Origin of the sequence: Shimia isoporae (assembly GCF_004346865.1) — a bacterium.
Taxonomy (GTDB): domain Bacteria; phylum Pseudomonadota; class Alphaproteobacteria; order Rhodobacterales; family Rhodobacteraceae; genus Shimia; species Shimia isoporae.
This window is the reverse complement of sequence record NZ_SMGR01000004.1, coordinates 112,076-127,921: the sequence shown is the minus strand read 5'-3', so window position 1 is coordinate 127,921 and position 15,846 is coordinate 112,076. Positions and strand designations below refer to the sequence as shown.

Genomic DNA, 15,846 nt, shown 5'->3' with positions numbered 1-15,846 from the left:
GCCATATTTCTTCGGGCCGACAATCGCTAAGACGGGCTTCTCGCTCGTCCTGATCAACATCATAACGTGTAGATCACGGGAATTTAACTCATTTTTTACCAAAAATGAAAAACATTGACCCTGCGTCAACTTGGCGATTGATCATTTGGCCTCTCGCCACCTGATTTCGGCCTCTTGCTGGGCCAATGCAACCTGAGCAGGAGTGAGGGTAATTCCAAGGCTCGCGGCCATTCCGTCAGCGGCCGGAAGACCACCCGCCATGGCCAATGTGACCCACATTTGCGCAACAACGAAGTCCTGCAAAACACCCTCACCAAGGAAATGCAGCCTTGCCAAATTGGCCATTGATGGAGCATGTCCGCGATCGGCCGCCTGCGAAAACCAAAGCGCTGCGGAACGGGGGTCGCCCTGCTCCAGTGCCAACCAACCGGCCAAAAACTGCGCAACCGGGTCCCCAGCCTTTGCCTGAACCTCAGTTCTGACAGCAAAATCGATTCTCTGCTGAGGCTCTTCGGGCACGGGCGCCAACCGGTTATCAAAAATCGCGAAACCTCGCGCTTCGTCGCTGCCCTGTCCGCCTCGCCGGTACCACAAGGCGGCAGTTTCGTCGCTCTGCGGCACACCGAATCCGTTGTCATATAAAACGCCAAGATTCGTCATGGCCTGCTGGAGGCCGCCTTGGGCTGCACGTTCAAGGAGTCGGGCGGCTTTTTCATAGTCCTGCGCAACCCCGTCCCCTCGTACATAGAGCAGTCCAAGGTTATTCATTGCGCGCGGATGTCCATTTGCTGCGGGGGCTTCATAGAACTGACGCGCGACATCAAAATTTTGCGCAACGCCGGTGCCATTCTGGTACATCACACCAAGGCTCACTGCCGCATCAGGATATCCGAGATCCGCTGCGATCCTGTATTGAGCTACCGCCTCTTCCAGCGCGCCCGTCGCCTCCAAGGCCCGCGCAAAATCAAAAATGTATTCCGGCTGGCCTGCCTCCGCTGATTTGCCGAGCCAATAAAGGGCTCTGACTTCGTCGGCCGACTCACCGCCCAAGCCAGCAAAAAGGTACTTGCCCAACTGATGCTGAGCGCCGTGATGACCCATTTCCGCGGCCTTCAAGTAAAGCGCGGCGGCGCGCCCATGATTTTGGGGAACCTCGACGCCCTGATGAAACCTGTTGGCTTCCTGAAAGATTGAGTCAGCATCGTCTTGCGCCCACGCGGCAAACGCCCAAACGTTCAGCGCACAAATAGCAATAGCGCAGACGAGGTGCCTCATGGCTTCGACCTGCCGGTTGGCGCCTCCTCGACAAAAGCGCGTGCCGCCGCCTGTGCTGCGTCAATCTGTTCTGGTGTCATAAGGTCGGTCAAAACATCGCGGCTTTCCGCGGCCGATTTATGACCTCGCGACGCTGCGAGGTTGAACCACATGTGTGCGGCTTCTAAATCCTGCGAAACACCGGAACCCGTGCTTAGTGCCTCTCCCAGCAAAAACTGAGCATGCGCCTGACCCTGACGCGCTGGCGCTTTCAGATACGCCAGACCCTCCGAGGCCCGCACCGGATCACCCAGCAAAAGAGCACCAAGCGCGATCGCAGCAGGAGTCACGCCGCTTTCTGTTTGTTTCTCCAGCCATGCGATCGCGGTCTCGTCACCAGCTTCCGCAACCTCAGCAACAAGTGGAACGAGGTCGTGAGGCGCCATTTCGTCATCCAGCGCACCCGACAGCGCAAGCCGCTTCAAGGCATCTTTCGAGGGATCATGACCAGCATCGGCTGCCTTTTGATACAGTGCTACAGCCCGAGGCAAATCGGCGTCCGTCCCCCGGCCAAGTTCGAGGAAGGCGGCTTGCATTGCGATTGCGCGAGGGAGATTGGTTGCCGCAGCGCGCTCTATATAGGCGAACGCAAGAACATCGTCGCGCTCGACTTGCTCGCCGGTTCCATACATCAAACCAAGGTTAAACAGAGCGCCGGGTTCGCCCGCATCGGCGGCTTTGGTGAGCCACTCAATCGCAGCGTCAGTGTCCTGATAGACCCCTTCACCCTGCAAATATTTTGTTCCAACAATCCGCATTGCCAAAGGATGACCGCCTTCGGCTGCTTTGCGAAACCAATCTAAAGCTTCGTTCCGGTCTTGCTTTGCGCCTTGACCACTTTCCAGCGCGTTCGCCAAAAAGAACTGTGCTGGAACGTGACCGTCGCTCGCAGCTCGCCGCAGCCAATCCAACGCTTTTTGGGTGTCCATTTCTGTCCCGATCCCGCGGGAATACAGGCGGCTCAATTCATAGGCAGATTCAACATGGCCCTGTTCTGCGGCCGCACGAAACCATACAAACGCATCGCGCTCGTTTTGCTCTACGCCATCACCGGCCAGAGACAGCAATGCGAGATAGTACTGAGCCTCTTGCTCGCCACGGGTAGCACCATCCTGCAACAGCCGAGCTGCGCGCTCCGCATCGCGCGGCACCTCACCGCCGCTCAACAAAAGACGGGCAAGCAAGGTATGAGCAGGCGCATATTCCGCTTCTACGGCTTTTGACAGCCATTCAGCGGCTTCTTGAGGGTCAACCGGACCACTGCGCTCATCCAGCAAAATTCTGGCGTAGCGATAAGCCACATTCCCCGTTGGCTCGGTCTCCGCCAGCATTTTCAGACCAGCGCGGACTGCGGCGAAATCCTGAGCGCGATACGCGTTTTCAATCTCTTCCATTGTGCTTGGAACAACAGGCGAATCGGTCGCGTCTTCAGCGGCAGAAACAGTTGCAATCGCAGTTGAAACCAAAAGCGCGAGAACCAGTTTACGGGTCATGAAATCTCAATTTGTTTTTTCTGGACGCACCCCAACGGCGCGGTTCATTTTGGCGCGGAGAATGCCTTCAGTCGCCGGTCAGGTCCAGTGCGTAATCCGCTCTCATTCATGCCGGAACAATCACTGCTGTCGCATAAGCCACCCAAAGTAGCGCCCCTGAAAGACAGAGCGCCGCGCCGAATGGAAACGGGGTTGCAACGTTAACCTGCTTGCCCGACACACGTAAAACCAATGCGCTCGCCAGCGTCAACAGAGCCGCAACAAGGATCAACAACGGCAGATCCAAAGGCCCCGCAAAAGCTCCTAATCCCGCCATAAGCTTCACGTCGCCCAAGCCCAGCCCTTCACGACGGCGAAAACGCAAGTAAGCCCACCGCAAAATCAGGAAACTCATGCTCCCGAGAACCGCACCGGCTAAGGCGGCTCCCGTAGCCATGCCCGGCAACACCAGGCTTCGAAGAAGGACAAGACCAAACAACGCTCCCGTGAGCAAATCGGGAAGCCTCATCCATTTTAGGTCCGCCGCAAACAGCGCCAACAACAGCCAAAGAAATGCCAAATCGACAGCCATCGCATGTATCGGCCAACTCTCAGGCCACAGCAAGATAAGCACCAGCGCAATCACCAAAGCCGAGACTTCCATCGCCAACAACCACTGCGGCACGGGAGCACCGCAGTGGCGACACACACCACGCGAGGCGAAAAAAGAAACCAAAGGAATCAGATCGCGCCATGTCAGCGCGTTGCGGCAGCTACGACAGCGAGACCGGGCAATCAAAGCGTCTTCACCACGCGGCAATCTGTCAATCAGCACCGCCAGAAAAGATCCAACCGCGGGCGAGAGCAGGATCAGAAAAATGATCACCCCACCATCCGGACCAACTATAGCATCTGTTTGAAACATAGTGTGGTTCTACGGTCCGGAAGCACGTTTGCCAATTGCCAGCCCCCCAGCAGCCCGCATATGATGTGCCAAAACAAATACGGGACAATGCGGGGCGAAAATGCACAACTCAGGTGACACGGAACACACGCGCGACTCGGGGTTTTCCTTGCTGGAACTGATGGTCGTGGTGGTGATCCTTTCGGTGCTTGCTTTGGTGATTGTGCCGCGCGTCATCGACCGCCCAGATCAAGCCCGCGCGGCTCGCGCGCAAGCCGACATCGCAGCCATCGTGAGCGCCGTGAACCTTTATAGGCTCGATAATTTCCGATACCCGACCACGGAACAGGGTCTGGCCGCGCTTGTCACCGCACCCACTTCGGAACCCGCTCCAAAAAATTGGGCTACCGGCGGATACATGGATCGTTTGCCCGTGGACCCCTGGGGGACACCTTACCAATATCTCGCACCCGGCGTGCATGGAGACTTTGACGTGTTTTCCTACGGCGCAGACGGGGCGCAGGGCGGTTCAGGCGCTGACGCCGATATTGGGTCCTGGACCCTCGGGCAGTGAAACCCGCCGACGCCGGTGTTAGCCTGATCGAGTTACTGGTCGTTGTTGCGGTCTTGTCTGTGCTGGCGGTAGGAATATCTCTGCCTTTGCGAAACGACGGGAACAATGCCCCTTCTGACGCTGCAAGATTTCAGTCTCTATTTGAAAACAGTCGAACACTCGCCATTCACAAGCAGCAATTGCGTGGTCTGCGTATCGAACCCCGCGGGGTCGCCTTGATGGCGCGAACACAAGGCGGCTGGGAACAATCAAGCCAGATAATTCGTTGGCGCGGCCGCGTTGCCTTCCAGAACTTGGGTCCGATTGGCGCGGGTCAAAGCTTTGACTCTCCGGAAGTTACCTTTCTACCGAATGGACAAACCACTGCGTTTCAAATTAGGTTCTTCAGCTCGGAAAGTGGCAGCGCTTCCTGTGAAAGTGATGGCTGGGCGGAGGTCACATGCAGCCAGAACTAGAGACTAATATTGCCGAAAACGGCCAATCCGACGCGGGGCTTAGCCTTCTGGAGCTGGTTGTTGCTGTGTTCGTCATGGCGGTGGGAACGCTCGCGGTGCTGACCGCAGTGGATCAGTCCGGAATTACCATAACACAGGAGAAAGCCCGCCTTCTCGCCGGGGTTGTCGCGGACAATCGCGCCGAAGAACTGCGTTTGCCCGGCGGGCGGGCTCTGCCGGCAGAAGTCACCATGGGCGGATTGCGGTTCCGAATAACCGAGACCCTGCGTGGGACAGAAGGCGGTTTTACCGAGGCAACCATTCGGGCACAACTTGCCGAAGGCAACGGAGGCCCGGGCGCGCTTCGGATAACCTGGATCGCTTCGCCCAACGCGGGTCCGGGGCTATGAAAGTTCAATCCGATGCCGGACTGTCATTACTTGAGCTCGTTGTGGCGATGGCGCTCTTTGCTTTGGTCGCAGTCATGGGTCTGCAGTTGATGACAGGAACGCTGCGGATGCGGGACAGACTGGAGACGAGTTCAACCGAAACCGCCGAATTGTCGCGCAGCCTGGCTCTTTTGCGGGCCGACATCGCCAACGCAGCACCGCTTCTGTTCAACCCACCGGGAGATTCACGGCCTCTTTCGGCACTTCTGTCCACACCTGGCGGATTCGAAATTTCTGTTTCCGGCCAATCCGACCTGCCACCAGTGGATGCATTGGGATTTCACAGGATTGAATGGCGAGTAACCTCGGAAGGGACGCTGACGCGTCAGCACTGGCCCGTGTTGGCACCCGCCAACGCAACGGCAAAAAGCCCTGAGCAAACCGTATTGTCTGGCGTTTCCTCTCTGTCACTTCGCACGTATTGGCCCGTCCGCGGCTGGGTTGATGGCACAAACGACCCGAATCCGGCTCCGGCGACCACCGCGCCAGCACAAGACAGTGACCGCGGTCCGCTGGCGGCAAACGGATACACGGACCAACTTCCTGTCGCGGTGGAAATCACTCTGCGCACACGCGATTTCGGAAATCTACGCCTTGTCGAGGTGCTGCAATGAACGACAATCGTGGCTTTGTTCTTTTGAATGCGCTGATCCTTGTCGCGGCCTTGTCCGCTGTGGCCGTTCTCTTGCTGTCTCGTGCAAACGAGAGTTTTGCCCGCCGGCTTGCTGATCAGGACGCCGCGCAATTACGACTGGCTCTGGATGGAGGCGAGGCAATGATGCGAACCGCTCTTCTACGGGATGTTCGTAGCATCGATCATGCCAACGATTCCTGGGCGCAGGAATGGGAAGCTATTCCGGTTGATCGCGGCACACTTTCGCTAAAACCCTATGATCTTCAAGGCCGCTTTAACGTGAACTGGCTGGCAAACCCGGAGGACACATTCAGCCGTGCCGCTTTCGACCGCCTGTTACAACGTCTCGGGTTACCCGCCGCACGGGGTGATGCACTCGCGAAGTTCCTCACACCCGGACAAAAGCAGGACAGTTTTGAAAACCGAACCCCACCAATCACGCACGTTGGTGGCCCTGTTCTGATGTTAGAACAGCTTCGCATTATGCCCGAATGGCGTGAAAATGAACTCGACAAACTGCTGCCATTTATCTCCGCCTTACCAAGCGACAGTGTACTCAACGTCAATACAGCGCCACCCGAAGTTCTGGATGCCATGTTGCCGGGTGTTCCATTGTCAGGCTGGAACCGGCTTACAAACGAACGCCTCCGCGAGCCTCTTGTTTCAATAGATGACTTTCGTACCCGGCTTGGTGGTGTCGGTGGCTTCGAGGTTGCCGGAAATCTGGAAGACAATCGTTTCTCAGTTGCGACCGACTGGGTGGCCGTGGAACTGACCGCCACAACAGAACCCGAAGGACGTGGCAGGAGAGTGACACGCCTGACCGTCTTTGAACGTCGTCCGCTTCCTCTTGCGCCACGGGTCGCTTATCGTTTGTCAGATAGGCCATGATGCAGGATCAAGACATGACGCTGACGGGTGTCACACCCACCAAAGCCGGCCCGGAAGGCACCACCCTTGTGCCGGGCGAGCTTGTGCCCGTTTTACCGCTTGATCTGCCTGTATCGTTGCGCGGAAGCACGCGCGAACAAGTGGCCAGGCGTCAACTCGAGGACAGCGCCTCTTTAGACCCTAACACTGCGGAAATCCGTCCTTTCGCACTTTCCGGAAACGACAAGAACTGGACCCGCGCGCTTGTTGCGGACCAAAAGTTGATCATCGACTGGGTGGCGGCCGCACCGTCAGATTGTAAAGCCGTGCTTCCTGACTACGTCGCCCTTCCTGCCGCATCTGGTCTGTGGAGCTTCCGATACGACGAAGCCGAGGAGCGATTGTTGGCACGCCTGGGACTGGACGATGGATTTACAACAGAAATCTCATTGGCTCCTTTGCTGCTTGAACGTGCTCTTTCCGAAGGCCCCTCACCAGACGCGATTCTGTGGGAAGGGCCTGAGTTAGAGACTGTTTCCGCGCTTTTTGACACCGCGGGCCTACCCAGAGTGCAAAACTCTCAGGATGCCGGGGCCAAAATCCTTGGTCATGGCGAATTGGCGCTGGATTTGCGAAAAGATCCGTTCGCAACGCGAGCACACCTAAGACAAGCAGTGTTGCCGTGGCGCTGGCCAGTAATCATTGGCTTGATTGCCGTGGGCATATGGGCCACCGCCCAAACGGTTGCAGTCGATGCCCTCCGGCAGGAACGTGACATTGTGACTGCCCGAACGATGGATGTCGTTCGCGCGCAGTTTGTTCCGTCTGGCCCAGTCTTGGATGTCCGTACGCAGGTCAGTCGTGTCATCTCGGAAGCCCGCGCAGAGGCGCTTTTAAGCGACGACGGATTATCCCCTTTGGCGCTGTTTGGCGAAACTGTCGATCTGATTTCCGCTCCCGGCGTGACCCCTGAACGAGTGGAATATCGCGAAAACGACGGGCTACGGTTGGTTCTGGAAGTGGCCGACTTTGCGACCGGCGAAGCACTGGTATCTGCACTAGGTGACCTAAACCTGAGCGTTGATGTTGTGCGTTCCGAAGCAGGTGGTGAGCGTTCCGGCGTTTTGCTTGAACTGATACTGGAGACGGCGAATGACTGATCGGCTGATTGACCTGCTAGGCCGTCTTTCTGGCCGGGAACGGGCTCTACTTGGTGTGCTCGTCGGCGTCATTGCGCCTCTTGCGCTATGGTTTGGACTGCTCGCACCCTTGGCACAGGATCGGGTAACTGCACTTTCGTCTCTGAACGAAGCACGGGCATTGGAGGCTTGGGTTAATGACCGAGCCGCCGAGAACGCGCTGCTTCGCGCCACTGCACCCCAAAAATCTCCTCCAGCTATTGGCGCGTCTGGCGTCGAACAGACACTGATTTCCTCTGGTCTGCGAGAAAGCCTGTCGGGACTTTCGGACCCCGGTGACGGAACGCTTGCCCTACGGTTTGACGAAGTGGCATTCGATGCTCTGATACTTTGGTTGTCTAACAGCGAGGCGGTTTGGGGCTACGAACTCAACAGCTTCAGACTGGAGCGGACTGACGTTTCAGGCGTGGTGTCTGCCGAGCTGGCACTGCACCCTCGAAACTGAGACCCTGAAAAACAGTCTCTAACCCAGGGATTTCAACCTTAGTTCGATCTCTTTCAACCGCCCAGCCATCGACCCGATCGAATCCATTTCAGGGCTGATTTTCAGAGCTTCCGTAAGGGCTGAGCGCGCGGAACTGAAGTGGCTTTTGGCCAGTGGGAAATCGCCCGCCTGCGCTGCATCTCGACCCAGTTCATCCTGCGCTGTTCCCAACACATACAATGCCGCTGCCCGATCCGCTCCTTCGCTGCCCTGCGCCAGGAACCTCGCTTGTGCACTGGCTTCCGCGTATTCTTCACCTCGCAACAAGCTATGCGCGTATTCCAGCCGCACAGCTGCTTCGTTCGGACCGGCGGTCTCGACCAGATCAGCGTAAATCCGGTTGGCGCGGTCATACTTTCCCGCTTCAAGTGCGCTGCGCGCCGAAGCATAGCGCGAAGCAAACGAGGTGCCTTCGCCGAACGAACCGCCGAAATTGCCATCCCCACCGCAAGCCGCGACAAGGCATAGGCACACGCCTGCCATAGCGTTTCTGAGAATTGATCCTGCCTGCATCACATGCTCTTTATATTCTTTGGAAAAACCCTACCATGAAGCGCGCATCCGCGTCCACAATCTCGAAAGGCCTTCGCCGCCCATGCCCATTTCTTTCGCCCTGCGGCACCAGCATATTTCGAGAAAAACAGGTGCGCCATGCGTCTGATTGCCTTCGTTTTTACTCTGGCTGCTATGGCCGGGCTGGCGTTTGCCGCGCTTGAGCTTCAAACAGCACTCTCAAATCCCGTGCCGCCCGCGGATCAACGGGTCGCATCCGCAAAACCTGCTCCCGACGTAACGCGCAACGAGCCTCAACCACCGATACGATGGCCTGCTCTCTTTGGCACCGTAGTCGCGGAAGAACCTCAACCGCCAGCGCCACCGACACAACCGCGCGAACCTCAGCCGCCCAAGCCACCGGCTCCTCCGATAGACAGCCTTGGCTACACTCTCAAAGGCATGGTTCGTACTGGTGCCGAAGATGGGAGAGGCGACTGGGCCATTGTCGGGCATCCGACCGGCGACCAGCTTTTACGGGTTGGCGATGAACTCACCGACGGCATCACAGTGGTTGAAATCACCGAAGAGGGTCTCTGGGTCGACAGAGGTGGAGAACGGGCTCTTTTGGGATTTGTAAAAGAATAACGGCACAACCAACTGAGGGCATTTGGCCACAGGGTGTGTACCAAGTTCTGTCAAATCCAATTTTCAATAGGGACAAAACCGGTCACGCAAGATACCCTCTGCGACAATAACGCCAAAAATTGGCGAACACATGAGGCAAGGGCAGAGCACCCCGCGAGACAAGTTTTTCATGCCACGGCAGGTCCGGCGGTGTGATGGTGACGTGAATCGCGGCTTGTTTGGCCCCAACAGGGCAGGCAAACCATGTTGAAACACCCTTTTCGCACACTTGTTTTGACCTTCGGTCTGGCAATTGCACAGTTGTCGGTGGCAACATCCCCGGTCCAAGCACAAGTGGAACTGGACCTGCGTGACGCGGATTTACGCAGCTTTGTTCAGATTGTCTCCGAAGCCACCGGACGCAACTTCGTTCTCGACCCTCAAGTCAGAGGAACCGTTACGGTTCTGGCTCCGCAAGGCCTTGCACCCGACGCATTGTACGAAGTGTTTCTCAGTGTGCTTGAACTCAATCGTCTGACAGTGGTCGAAGGCGGCGCTGTGACCCGCATTGTGCCTATGACCGTTGCGCGTGAACTCGCAGACGGTTCGGCGCTTCCAACTGATAGTGCCGGCTATGAAACCCGCGTCATCAAGGTCAACCATGCCTCCCTGGACGAAGTAATCACAGTCATCCGCCCCCTGTTGCCCTCAGAAGCGGTAATAACGCCTGTACCAGGGTCAGGCTTGCTGATCCTTTCGGACCGCGGCAAAAACCATCGCCGCATTTCAAACCTCATCAAACGCCTCGACCAACCGCGTGATGACACCATCGAACTGATCCGCCTTAACAACGCCAGCGCCGCCGAAATGGTCGGAGTTGTTGAAGGCATGGGACTGCTTCGTGGCGGCGCGACCGTTTCTGTCGACCGCCGCTCCAATGCACTGATCGTTTCTGGCTCGGATGAAGTGCGCGACACTGTTCGCGCATTGGTCACCAAACTTGATCAGCGCGGAACCGTGACCGTCAGCAGCGTCGAACAACTCAACTACGCTGATGCCTCCGCTCTTGCCGACGTTGTCCTGCGCAGCTTTGCCGACCAAAGCGAGCAGGGACAGCTCGTTCGTATCGTGCCGGAACTTCAGACCAACGCATTGTTGATCACCGCTCCGCGCGACATGATGCGAGACATTACAGCTATGGTTCGCCACCTTGACCGTCGCCCGACGCAGGTCCTCGTGGAGGCGGTTATCTTTGAACTTTCCGTTGAAGGCTATTCGGATCTGTCCAGCCAATTCGCTGGCGTTATTAACAATGCGATCGTTGGCGGCGTTCAATTTACGCTAGAAGGACGCCCAAGCCTGACCAGCCTTATTTCCGCTGCCGTGAATGGCGAAGTGGTAAACCCAGGAGACGGCGGTGTGTTTGGCGGCGGTAACCAGAGCGGCGACAATGCGTTCTTTGGCTTCATCTCAGCGCTTGCTTCAACCAGCTCAGTGCGCCTGCTCAGCACACCGTCAATCATGACCCTAAACAATCAGGAAGCCGAAATTGTTGTTGCGCAAAACGTTCCCTTTGTGACCGGCTCCTATACATCCACCGGCAACAATTCGAACCCTGAAAACCCGTTTCAGACCATTGAGCGACGAGACGTTGGCTTGACGCTTAACGTGACACCGCAAATCAACGCAGACCAGACCGTCCGCCTTCTAATCAAGCAGGAGGTGTCTAACCTGACCCGGCAAGCCTCCGCTGCCGGTGGTGAGATAACGGCACGCCGTGCATTGTCAACAACCGTTCTGGTTCGCGACGGAAACGTCATCATGCTTGGCGGGCTTCTGGAAAACGAAAGCGGCGCGACCTCCAAAAAAGTTCCAGGTATTTCCAACACGCCTTTGATTGGAGGCCTGTTCAGAGGCAAAAACGCCACGAAAAACCAGTCGGTTCTTTTGGTTATGTTGCGCCCGCGCGTGATCAACAACGACGCCGAAGCCCAGCGCATCACGAAACAGGTCGCACGGGAGACGCGCAAGGCCAGCCTTGCCTTGCAACCCGCAGACAGTCATCTTTATCCGCAAACGCCGAATGCGGCTCTGCCCTTTGATGGCAACAACCTGAACCAACCTTTTGATGCGGGATTCATCGACAATGTCGCCCAAAGCCGAAATCTCCCGCCCCTCCCAGCCCGCCTCCCCATCTCCAACTGAGGCGCGGTCAACTCAAAGCTTGCCGTTTTCCTTTGCCCGCGACCATCAGGTTGCGCGCGACGGCGATACACTGATCGTGGGGCCACGGGCGAGCGTTCTGGGACTGCGGGAGGCACGGCGACGTGCGGGGCGTACGCTTGCGATCTCGCACCTAGGCCAAGATGCATTCGAGCGAGCGTTGGAACGGCTCTATCAATCTCAGGGCGCCGCAGCAGCGCCAGACGACGGATTGTCCTTTGATCTCGAAGAGGGAAGCGCCGGAGCCCGTCAGCGCGACCTATTGGAAGACGCCGAGGACGCGCCTGTTATCCAGCTTGTGAATCAGCTTTTGCGTCGTGCGGTCCTGTCGCGCGCTTCGGATTTGCACCTCGAACCGTCAGAAACCGGCCTTCGAGTCAGAATGCGGATCGACGGGTTTTTGCAAACAATCATGGAGCGCGATGATGTTCCTGTCCGTCGAGTCGTTAGCCGTCTAAAGGTCATGGCCGGTCTGGACATCGCCGAAACTCGCCTGCCACAAGACGGGCGCATTCCGCTCCGGCTTGGAGGTCGTTTGATCGACACCCGTGTGAGTTCGCTTCCCGGCAACTACGGCGAACGTATTGTTCTGCGTATTCTGGACCGCTCCACTGGTCTGATGGAACTCGACGCACTTGGCCTCACCGCAGATCAGGTTGCGCTGCTTGAACGTTTGTCTGCCCTTCCCAACGGCATCATTCTTGCCACCGGCCCAACAGGATCAGGCAAGACCACAACTCTTTACTCTCTCCTGAAGCTCACCAACCACGACGATCGAAATATCGTTACTGTGGAAGATCCCGTGGAATATGACCTGCCAGGTGTTAACCAGTCGCAAGTCAATTCCGAAATCGGCATGACCTTCGCTGCCGGACTTCGCGCCACTCTGCGCCAAGACCCTGATGTGATCCTCGTCGGCGAGATTCGTGATACTGAGACGGCTTCTGTCGCCGCCCAAGCCGCCCTCACCGGACACCTGGTGTTTTCATCACTGCACGCAAACTCGTCCATCGGGGCAATCGTGCGCCTGCGCGACCTTGGCCTCGATGACTTCCTGATCTCCGCCACCCTACGGGGCGTGATCGCCCAGCGCCTGCTGCGACGCCTCTGTTCGGAATGCTCGGAACCCGCTGCACCGAGCCAAGCCGAGGCCGCACACTTCATTCGCCACCACATGGACGTACCCGAAAGCATCCATGCTCCCAAAGGATGTGCAGCTTGCAATTCTTCCGGCTATGCCGGCCGCGTGGGTATCTTCGAAATGACGGAAGTGGACGATGCCATGCGTACTGCCATCGATGGTGGCGCCTCCGAAATCGAGCTGACGCGGCTTGGCTTGTCCGAAGAACAAACTCTCATAGGTCAGGCCCTTTTTCAGGTTGCATCTGGCAAAACCTCGTTGGCCGAGGCATTGCGCGTTGTGGGTGACGGAGCATGAGACCGTTTTCCTATGTCGCTTATGATGCTGACGGCGCGCGCACTAAGGGGCTCATTCTGGCAGATACCGAGTCTGACGCTTCTGCCAGACTGCGGGCGCAGGGTTTGTTTGTTTCGGAACTCTCCGTTTCGCGCCAACGTACCAATCTGACAGAACGTCTGCGCCGTTCCGCCCGCCTCAACAGCGACCTGCAAGCCGTTTTCGCGCGGCAAATGGCCGTCCTGCTATCTGCCGAAATGCCTCTTGAGGCCGCGCTGGAAGCGATCCGCACATCCGGAAATGGAACCACTTTGTCGACCGTTGCCACTCGCGCGCGCGCGGCTCTGATGCAAGGCAGTACCCTTGCGGAAGCTTTGGAAGAAGCCGGCGCAGGATTTCCTGCCTATGTCACCGCAGCGATTCATGCCGGCGAAGGCGCTGGTGAACTTGCCGCAGTATTTGAGGAACTTGCACGCCATCTGGAAAATCTCGGCAACGAGAAGGCAGAGATTGTCAGCGCCTTGGTGTACCCCGCGTTTGTTGCCGCTGTTTCTTTTCTCGTTTGCGCAATTTTGATGATCAACGTCGCGCCGGAAATCGTCGCCATGTTCGAGATCTCGGGTCAACCTTTGCCTCCGCTCACCCAGTATGTCCTCGCCGTAAGCGACTGGATACAAGACAACTTTACCTTGGTGTCGACGATTATTGGCGGTTTCGCCCTTTTGATCGTTGCATCCAGTCGGCTCCAAGCGCTTCGGACAATCCGTGATCGTTTCCTGTTGCGCCTGCCTCTGATCGGCCGGCTAATGCGTCGCGCCGCCGCGGTGCAATATCTGCGCACACTCGCCTTGGTGCTGGCAAGTCGCCAAACCGTTCCGGTGGCAGTACAAAATGCTGCTCGGGTTCTGGACATTGCGCGGTTCCAGACCGAAGGGGAAAGTGTCCTGATCGCACTGCAAGAAGGCGCAAGCCTGTCCGACGCCTTAGACCGCCTCTCCATTATTCCGCCTGTCGCGCGTCAATTGATCGGTGCTGGCGAAATGTCGGCCCGTTTGGCACCGATGACAGAGCGGAGCGCTATTCTGGTCGAAAGCGATCTAACGAGTGAACGGAAACGCATCGCCGCTTTGCTCGAACCAATGTTGATGATGTTGGTTGGGGCATTTGTTCTGTTGATCGTGCTGGCAGTGCTACTACCGATCTTCGATCTGCAGGCTGTGGTGGCGGGCTAAATACCCGCCACGCACAAGGCTTACCCGCGCGCGTAAACGTCTTCGTAGCGAATAATGTCATCTTCACCCAGATAGGTGCCAGTTTGGACCTCGATCAGAACCATCGGCACCTTGCCGGGATTTTCCATTCGGTGAACTGCACCCAACGGGATGTAGACCGACTGGTTTTCGCTGACGAGTTTGACCTCTTCGTCAACTGTCACTTTGGCCGTGCCTTCAACAACGATCCAATGCTCTGAACGGTGGTGGTGGCTCTGCAGACTCAACGCCGCGCCAGGATGAACATGAATACGTTTCACCTGAAAGCGATCTCCGATGACCAGACTTTCAAACCAACCCCATGGTCGGTGATCTTTCGGAAAGGCTGTCGCCTGGCGTGATTTTTTGGCCTTCAAAGCCGTCACCGCCTGTTTGACCTCTTGCGCACGCGAAACATCCGCGACCAAAACAGCATCAGGCATCGCTACTGCAATCAAGTCTTTCACACCAAGTCCAACGATCTCCAAACCTTCATCTTCTGACCGCAGCAGCGTGTTTTCACAATCGATTGCCGTGGCTGCGCCGTGCGTCGCTACACCCTTATCGTCGGGTCCGCTTTCTCGCCAAACGGCATCCCATCCCCCGAGATCAGACCACTCGGAACCGAATGGCACAACGCTAAGATTGTCAGCCTTTTCCATAACGGCATAGTCGATCGATACGTCTTGGGCACCGTCCCAAGCCTCTGGATCAAGGCGCAAGAAACCGAGATCAGGCTTGCCGTTGTCTACCGCAGCTTTCACAGGCCCCAACAGTTCCGGTGCGTGGGCTTCAAATGCTGCAATTATTGTTTTCGCCGTGAACAGGAAAATTCCAGCGTTCCAAAGATAGTTTCCAGCCGACAGCATCTCTGCGGCACGCTGGGCGTCGGGCTTCTCGACGAAACGCGAAAGCGCTAATGGGCGAGCTGCGAAGTCGCCCGGATCTTCAGACAACTCGAGATATCCATATCCGGTCTCTGGACGCGTCGGCTTAATGCCGAAGGTGACCAGTCGGCCGTCTTTGGCCGCTGGCACACCGGCGGCGACTGCAGCACGGAAGGCTTCGGCATCTGGTACTTCATGGTCCGACGGTGCAACAAGCAACAGAGCGTCACTGTCGGTTTTCGCCTGCCAGAGAGCAGCTGCCAATACCGCTGGTGCAGTGTTGCGGCCAGCCGGCTCAATGAGGATGGCACTGGGATCAATTCCGACGCCAGCGAGTTGCTCTGTTACGATAAATCGAAAGTCCGAATTGGTTAAAACCATGGGCGCAGCAAACGCCGGACCACTCAGACGCTCGGCCGAACGTTGAAACAGAGAGGTTTCACCCAAAAGCGGTGAGAACTGCTTGGGATAACTCTTGCGGCTAAGCGGCCAAAGCCGCGTACCAGAACCGCCGGAAAGGAGTACGGGGGTAATGACATCATTGTGGGTCAAGGCTGATCCTACTCGTAAAACTGTGGGTGGGAGGTGAAAACTTGTTTTGAGACAACTTTTGGTG

The 15,846-nt window shown here is 57.1% G+C and carries 16 protein-coding genes; 11 read left to right on the top strand and 5 right to left on the bottom strand.

Features of this window, described 5'->3' with window-relative positions:
* Positions 1 to 141 precede the first annotated feature (141 nt).
* The 3 genes from BXY66_RS17495 to BXY66_RS17485 all read right to left on the bottom strand — a co-directional run bounded on the left by BXY66_RS17495 (position 142) and on the right by BXY66_RS17485 (position 3,711).
* Positions 142 to 1,275: a tetratricopeptide repeat protein gene (locus tag BXY66_RS17495; RefSeq protein WP_132861699.1), complete on the bottom strand. Its 1,134-nt coding sequence runs from the start codon at positions 1,273 to 1,275 to the stop codon at positions 142 to 144.
* Entirely contained in the window at positions 1,272 to 2,807 is a 1,536-nt protein-coding gene (locus tag BXY66_RS17490) for an SEL1-like repeat protein (protein ID WP_132861698.1), read from the bottom strand. The genes BXY66_RS17495 and BXY66_RS17490 overlap by 4 nt, the downstream gene beginning before the upstream one ends.
* A 106-nt stretch (positions 2,808 to 2,913) precedes the next feature.
* Positions 2,914 to 3,711, bottom strand: coding sequence for a prepilin peptidase (locus tag BXY66_RS17485; RefSeq protein WP_132861697.1), 798 nt, complete (start codon positions 3,709 to 3,711; stop codon positions 2,914 to 2,916).
* A gap of 100 nt (positions 3,712 to 3,811) precedes the next feature.
* Here BXY66_RS17485 and gspG point away from each other — a divergent pair, with 100 nt between their 5' ends.
* From gspG to gspM, 7 genes are read left to right on the top strand one after another with little or no spacing between them, the layout of a single operon-like run.
* The gene (gene gspG / locus BXY66_RS17480) at positions 3,812 to 4,264 is read left to right on the top strand and encodes a type II secretion system major pseudopilin GspG (protein ID WP_132861696.1); all 453 of its coding nucleotides are present in this window, start codon (positions 3,812 to 3,814) and stop codon (positions 4,262 to 4,264) included.
* Positions 4,261 to 4,719 (top strand): prepilin-type N-terminal cleavage/methylation domain-containing protein, encoded by a 459-nt coding sequence (locus tag BXY66_RS17475; protein WP_165929233.1) that lies wholly within the window; start codon positions 4,261 to 4,263, stop codon positions 4,717 to 4,719. Before gspG ends, BXY66_RS17475 begins: the two co-directional genes overlap by 4 nt.
* Entirely contained in the window at positions 4,704 to 5,108 is a 405-nt protein-coding gene (locus BXY66_RS17470; protein WP_132861694.1) for a type II secretion system protein, read from the top strand. Before BXY66_RS17475 ends, BXY66_RS17470 begins: the two co-directional genes overlap by 16 nt.
* On the top strand, positions 5,105 to 5,761 hold the full coding sequence (locus BXY66_RS17465; protein WP_132861693.1) for a type II secretion system protein GspJ: 657 nt from the start codon (positions 5,105 to 5,107) through the stop codon (positions 5,759 to 5,761). The genes BXY66_RS17470 and BXY66_RS17465 overlap by 4 nt, the downstream gene beginning before the upstream one ends.
* Positions 5,758 to 6,672, top strand: coding sequence for a type II secretion system minor pseudopilin GspK (gene gspK, locus BXY66_RS17460; RefSeq protein WP_132861692.1), 915 nt, complete (start codon positions 5,758 to 5,760; stop codon positions 6,670 to 6,672). The genes BXY66_RS17465 and gspK overlap by 4 nt, the downstream gene beginning before the upstream one ends.
* Positions 6,669 to 7,811, top strand: coding sequence for a type II secretion system protein GspL (gspL, locus tag BXY66_RS17455; protein WP_132861691.1), 1,143 nt, complete (start codon positions 6,669 to 6,671; stop codon positions 7,809 to 7,811). Before gspK ends, gspL begins: the two co-directional genes overlap by 4 nt.
* Entirely contained in the window at positions 7,804 to 8,295 is a 492-nt protein-coding gene (gene gspM / locus BXY66_RS17450; RefSeq protein WP_132861690.1) for a type II secretion system protein GspM, read from the top strand. Before gspL ends, gspM begins: the two co-directional genes overlap by 8 nt.
* Positions 8,296 to 8,313: 18 nt before the next feature.
* Here the strand turns inward: gspM and BXY66_RS17445 are convergent, their stop codons facing one another.
* Positions 8,314 to 8,847: an outer membrane protein assembly factor BamD gene (locus BXY66_RS17445; RefSeq protein ID WP_132861689.1), complete on the bottom strand. Its 534-nt coding sequence runs from the start codon at positions 8,845 to 8,847 to the stop codon at positions 8,314 to 8,316.
* A 138-nt stretch (positions 8,848 to 8,985) separates the two neighbouring features.
* On the opposite strand from BXY66_RS17445, the gene BXY66_RS17440 reads away from it, so the two are divergent.
* The 4 genes from BXY66_RS17440 (at position 8,986) to BXY66_RS17425 (ending at position 14,325) form a co-directional block, all read left to right on the top strand.
* The gene (locus BXY66_RS17440) at positions 8,986 to 9,474 is read left to right on the top strand and encodes a type II secretion system protein N (RefSeq protein WP_132861688.1); all 489 of its coding nucleotides are present in this window, start codon (positions 8,986 to 8,988) and stop codon (positions 9,472 to 9,474) included.
* Between the two features lie 243 nt (positions 9,475 to 9,717).
* Positions 9,718 to 11,658 carry a type II secretion system secretin GspD gene (gene gspD / locus BXY66_RS17435; protein ID WP_132861687.1) on the top strand — a complete coding sequence of 647 codons (1,941 nt, stop codon included), beginning with the start codon at positions 9,718 to 9,720 and terminating at the stop codon, positions 11,656 to 11,658.
* A gap of 19 nt (positions 11,659 to 11,677) precedes the next feature.
* Complete coding sequence (locus BXY66_RS17430; protein WP_243694423.1) at positions 11,678 to 13,114, top strand: GspE/PulE family protein; 1,437 nt, start codon at positions 11,678 to 11,680, stop codon at positions 13,112 to 13,114.
* Positions 13,111 to 14,325 carry a type II secretion system F family protein gene (locus BXY66_RS17425; RefSeq protein ID WP_132861685.1) on the top strand — a complete coding sequence of 405 codons (1,215 nt, stop codon included), beginning with the start codon at positions 13,111 to 13,113 and terminating at the stop codon, positions 14,323 to 14,325. Before BXY66_RS17430 ends, BXY66_RS17425 begins: the two co-directional genes overlap by 4 nt.
* Before the next feature lie 20 nt (positions 14,326 to 14,345).
* Here the strand turns inward: BXY66_RS17425 and BXY66_RS17420 are convergent, their stop codons facing one another.
* On the bottom strand, positions 14,346 to 15,782 hold the full coding sequence (locus tag BXY66_RS17420; protein ID WP_132861684.1) for a mannose-1-phosphate guanylyltransferase/mannose-6-phosphate isomerase: 1,437 nt from the start codon (positions 15,780 to 15,782) through the stop codon (positions 14,346 to 14,348).
* Positions 15,783 to 15,846 lie beyond the last annotated feature (64 nt).

Excerpts from the sequence above, each read along its gene's own strand:
- BXY66_RS17495 (WP_132861699.1), bottom strand. The coding sequence starts at position 1,275 with ATGAGGCACCTCGTCTGCGCTATTGCTATTTGTGCGCTGAACGTTTGG.
- BXY66_RS17490 (WP_132861698.1), bottom strand. The coding sequence starts at position 2,807 with ATGACCCGTAAACTGGTTCTCGCGCTTTTGGTTTCAACTGCGATTGCA.
- BXY66_RS17485 (WP_132861697.1), bottom strand. The coding sequence starts at position 3,711 with ATGTTTCAAACAGATGCTATAGTTGGTCCGGATGGTGGGGTGATCATT.
- gspG (WP_132861696.1), top strand. The coding sequence starts at position 3,812 with ATGCACAACTCAGGTGACACGGAACACACGCGCGACTCGGGGTTTTCC.
- BXY66_RS17470 (WP_132861694.1), top strand. The coding sequence starts at position 4,704 with ATGCAGCCAGAACTAGAGACTAATATTGCCGAAAACGGCCAATCCGAC.
- BXY66_RS17465 (WP_132861693.1), top strand. The coding sequence starts at position 5,105 with ATGAAAGTTCAATCCGATGCCGGACTGTCATTACTTGAGCTCGTTGTG.
- gspK (WP_132861692.1), top strand. The coding sequence starts at position 5,758 with ATGAACGACAATCGTGGCTTTGTTCTTTTGAATGCGCTGATCCTTGTC.
- gspL (WP_132861691.1), top strand. The coding sequence starts at position 6,669 with ATGATGCAGGATCAAGACATGACGCTGACGGGTGTCACACCCACCAAA.
- gspM (WP_132861690.1), top strand. The coding sequence starts at position 7,804 with ATGACTGATCGGCTGATTGACCTGCTAGGCCGTCTTTCTGGCCGGGAA.
- BXY66_RS17445 (WP_132861689.1), bottom strand. The coding sequence starts at position 8,847 with ATGCAGGCAGGATCAATTCTCAGAAACGCTATGGCAGGCGTGTGCCTA.
- BXY66_RS17440 (WP_132861688.1), top strand. The coding sequence starts at position 8,986 with ATGCGTCTGATTGCCTTCGTTTTTACTCTGGCTGCTATGGCCGGGCTG.
- gspD (WP_132861687.1), top strand. The coding sequence starts at position 9,718 with ATGTTGAAACACCCTTTTCGCACACTTGTTTTGACCTTCGGTCTGGCA.
- BXY66_RS17425 (WP_132861685.1), top strand. The coding sequence starts at position 13,111 with ATGAGACCGTTTTCCTATGTCGCTTATGATGCTGACGGCGCGCGCACT.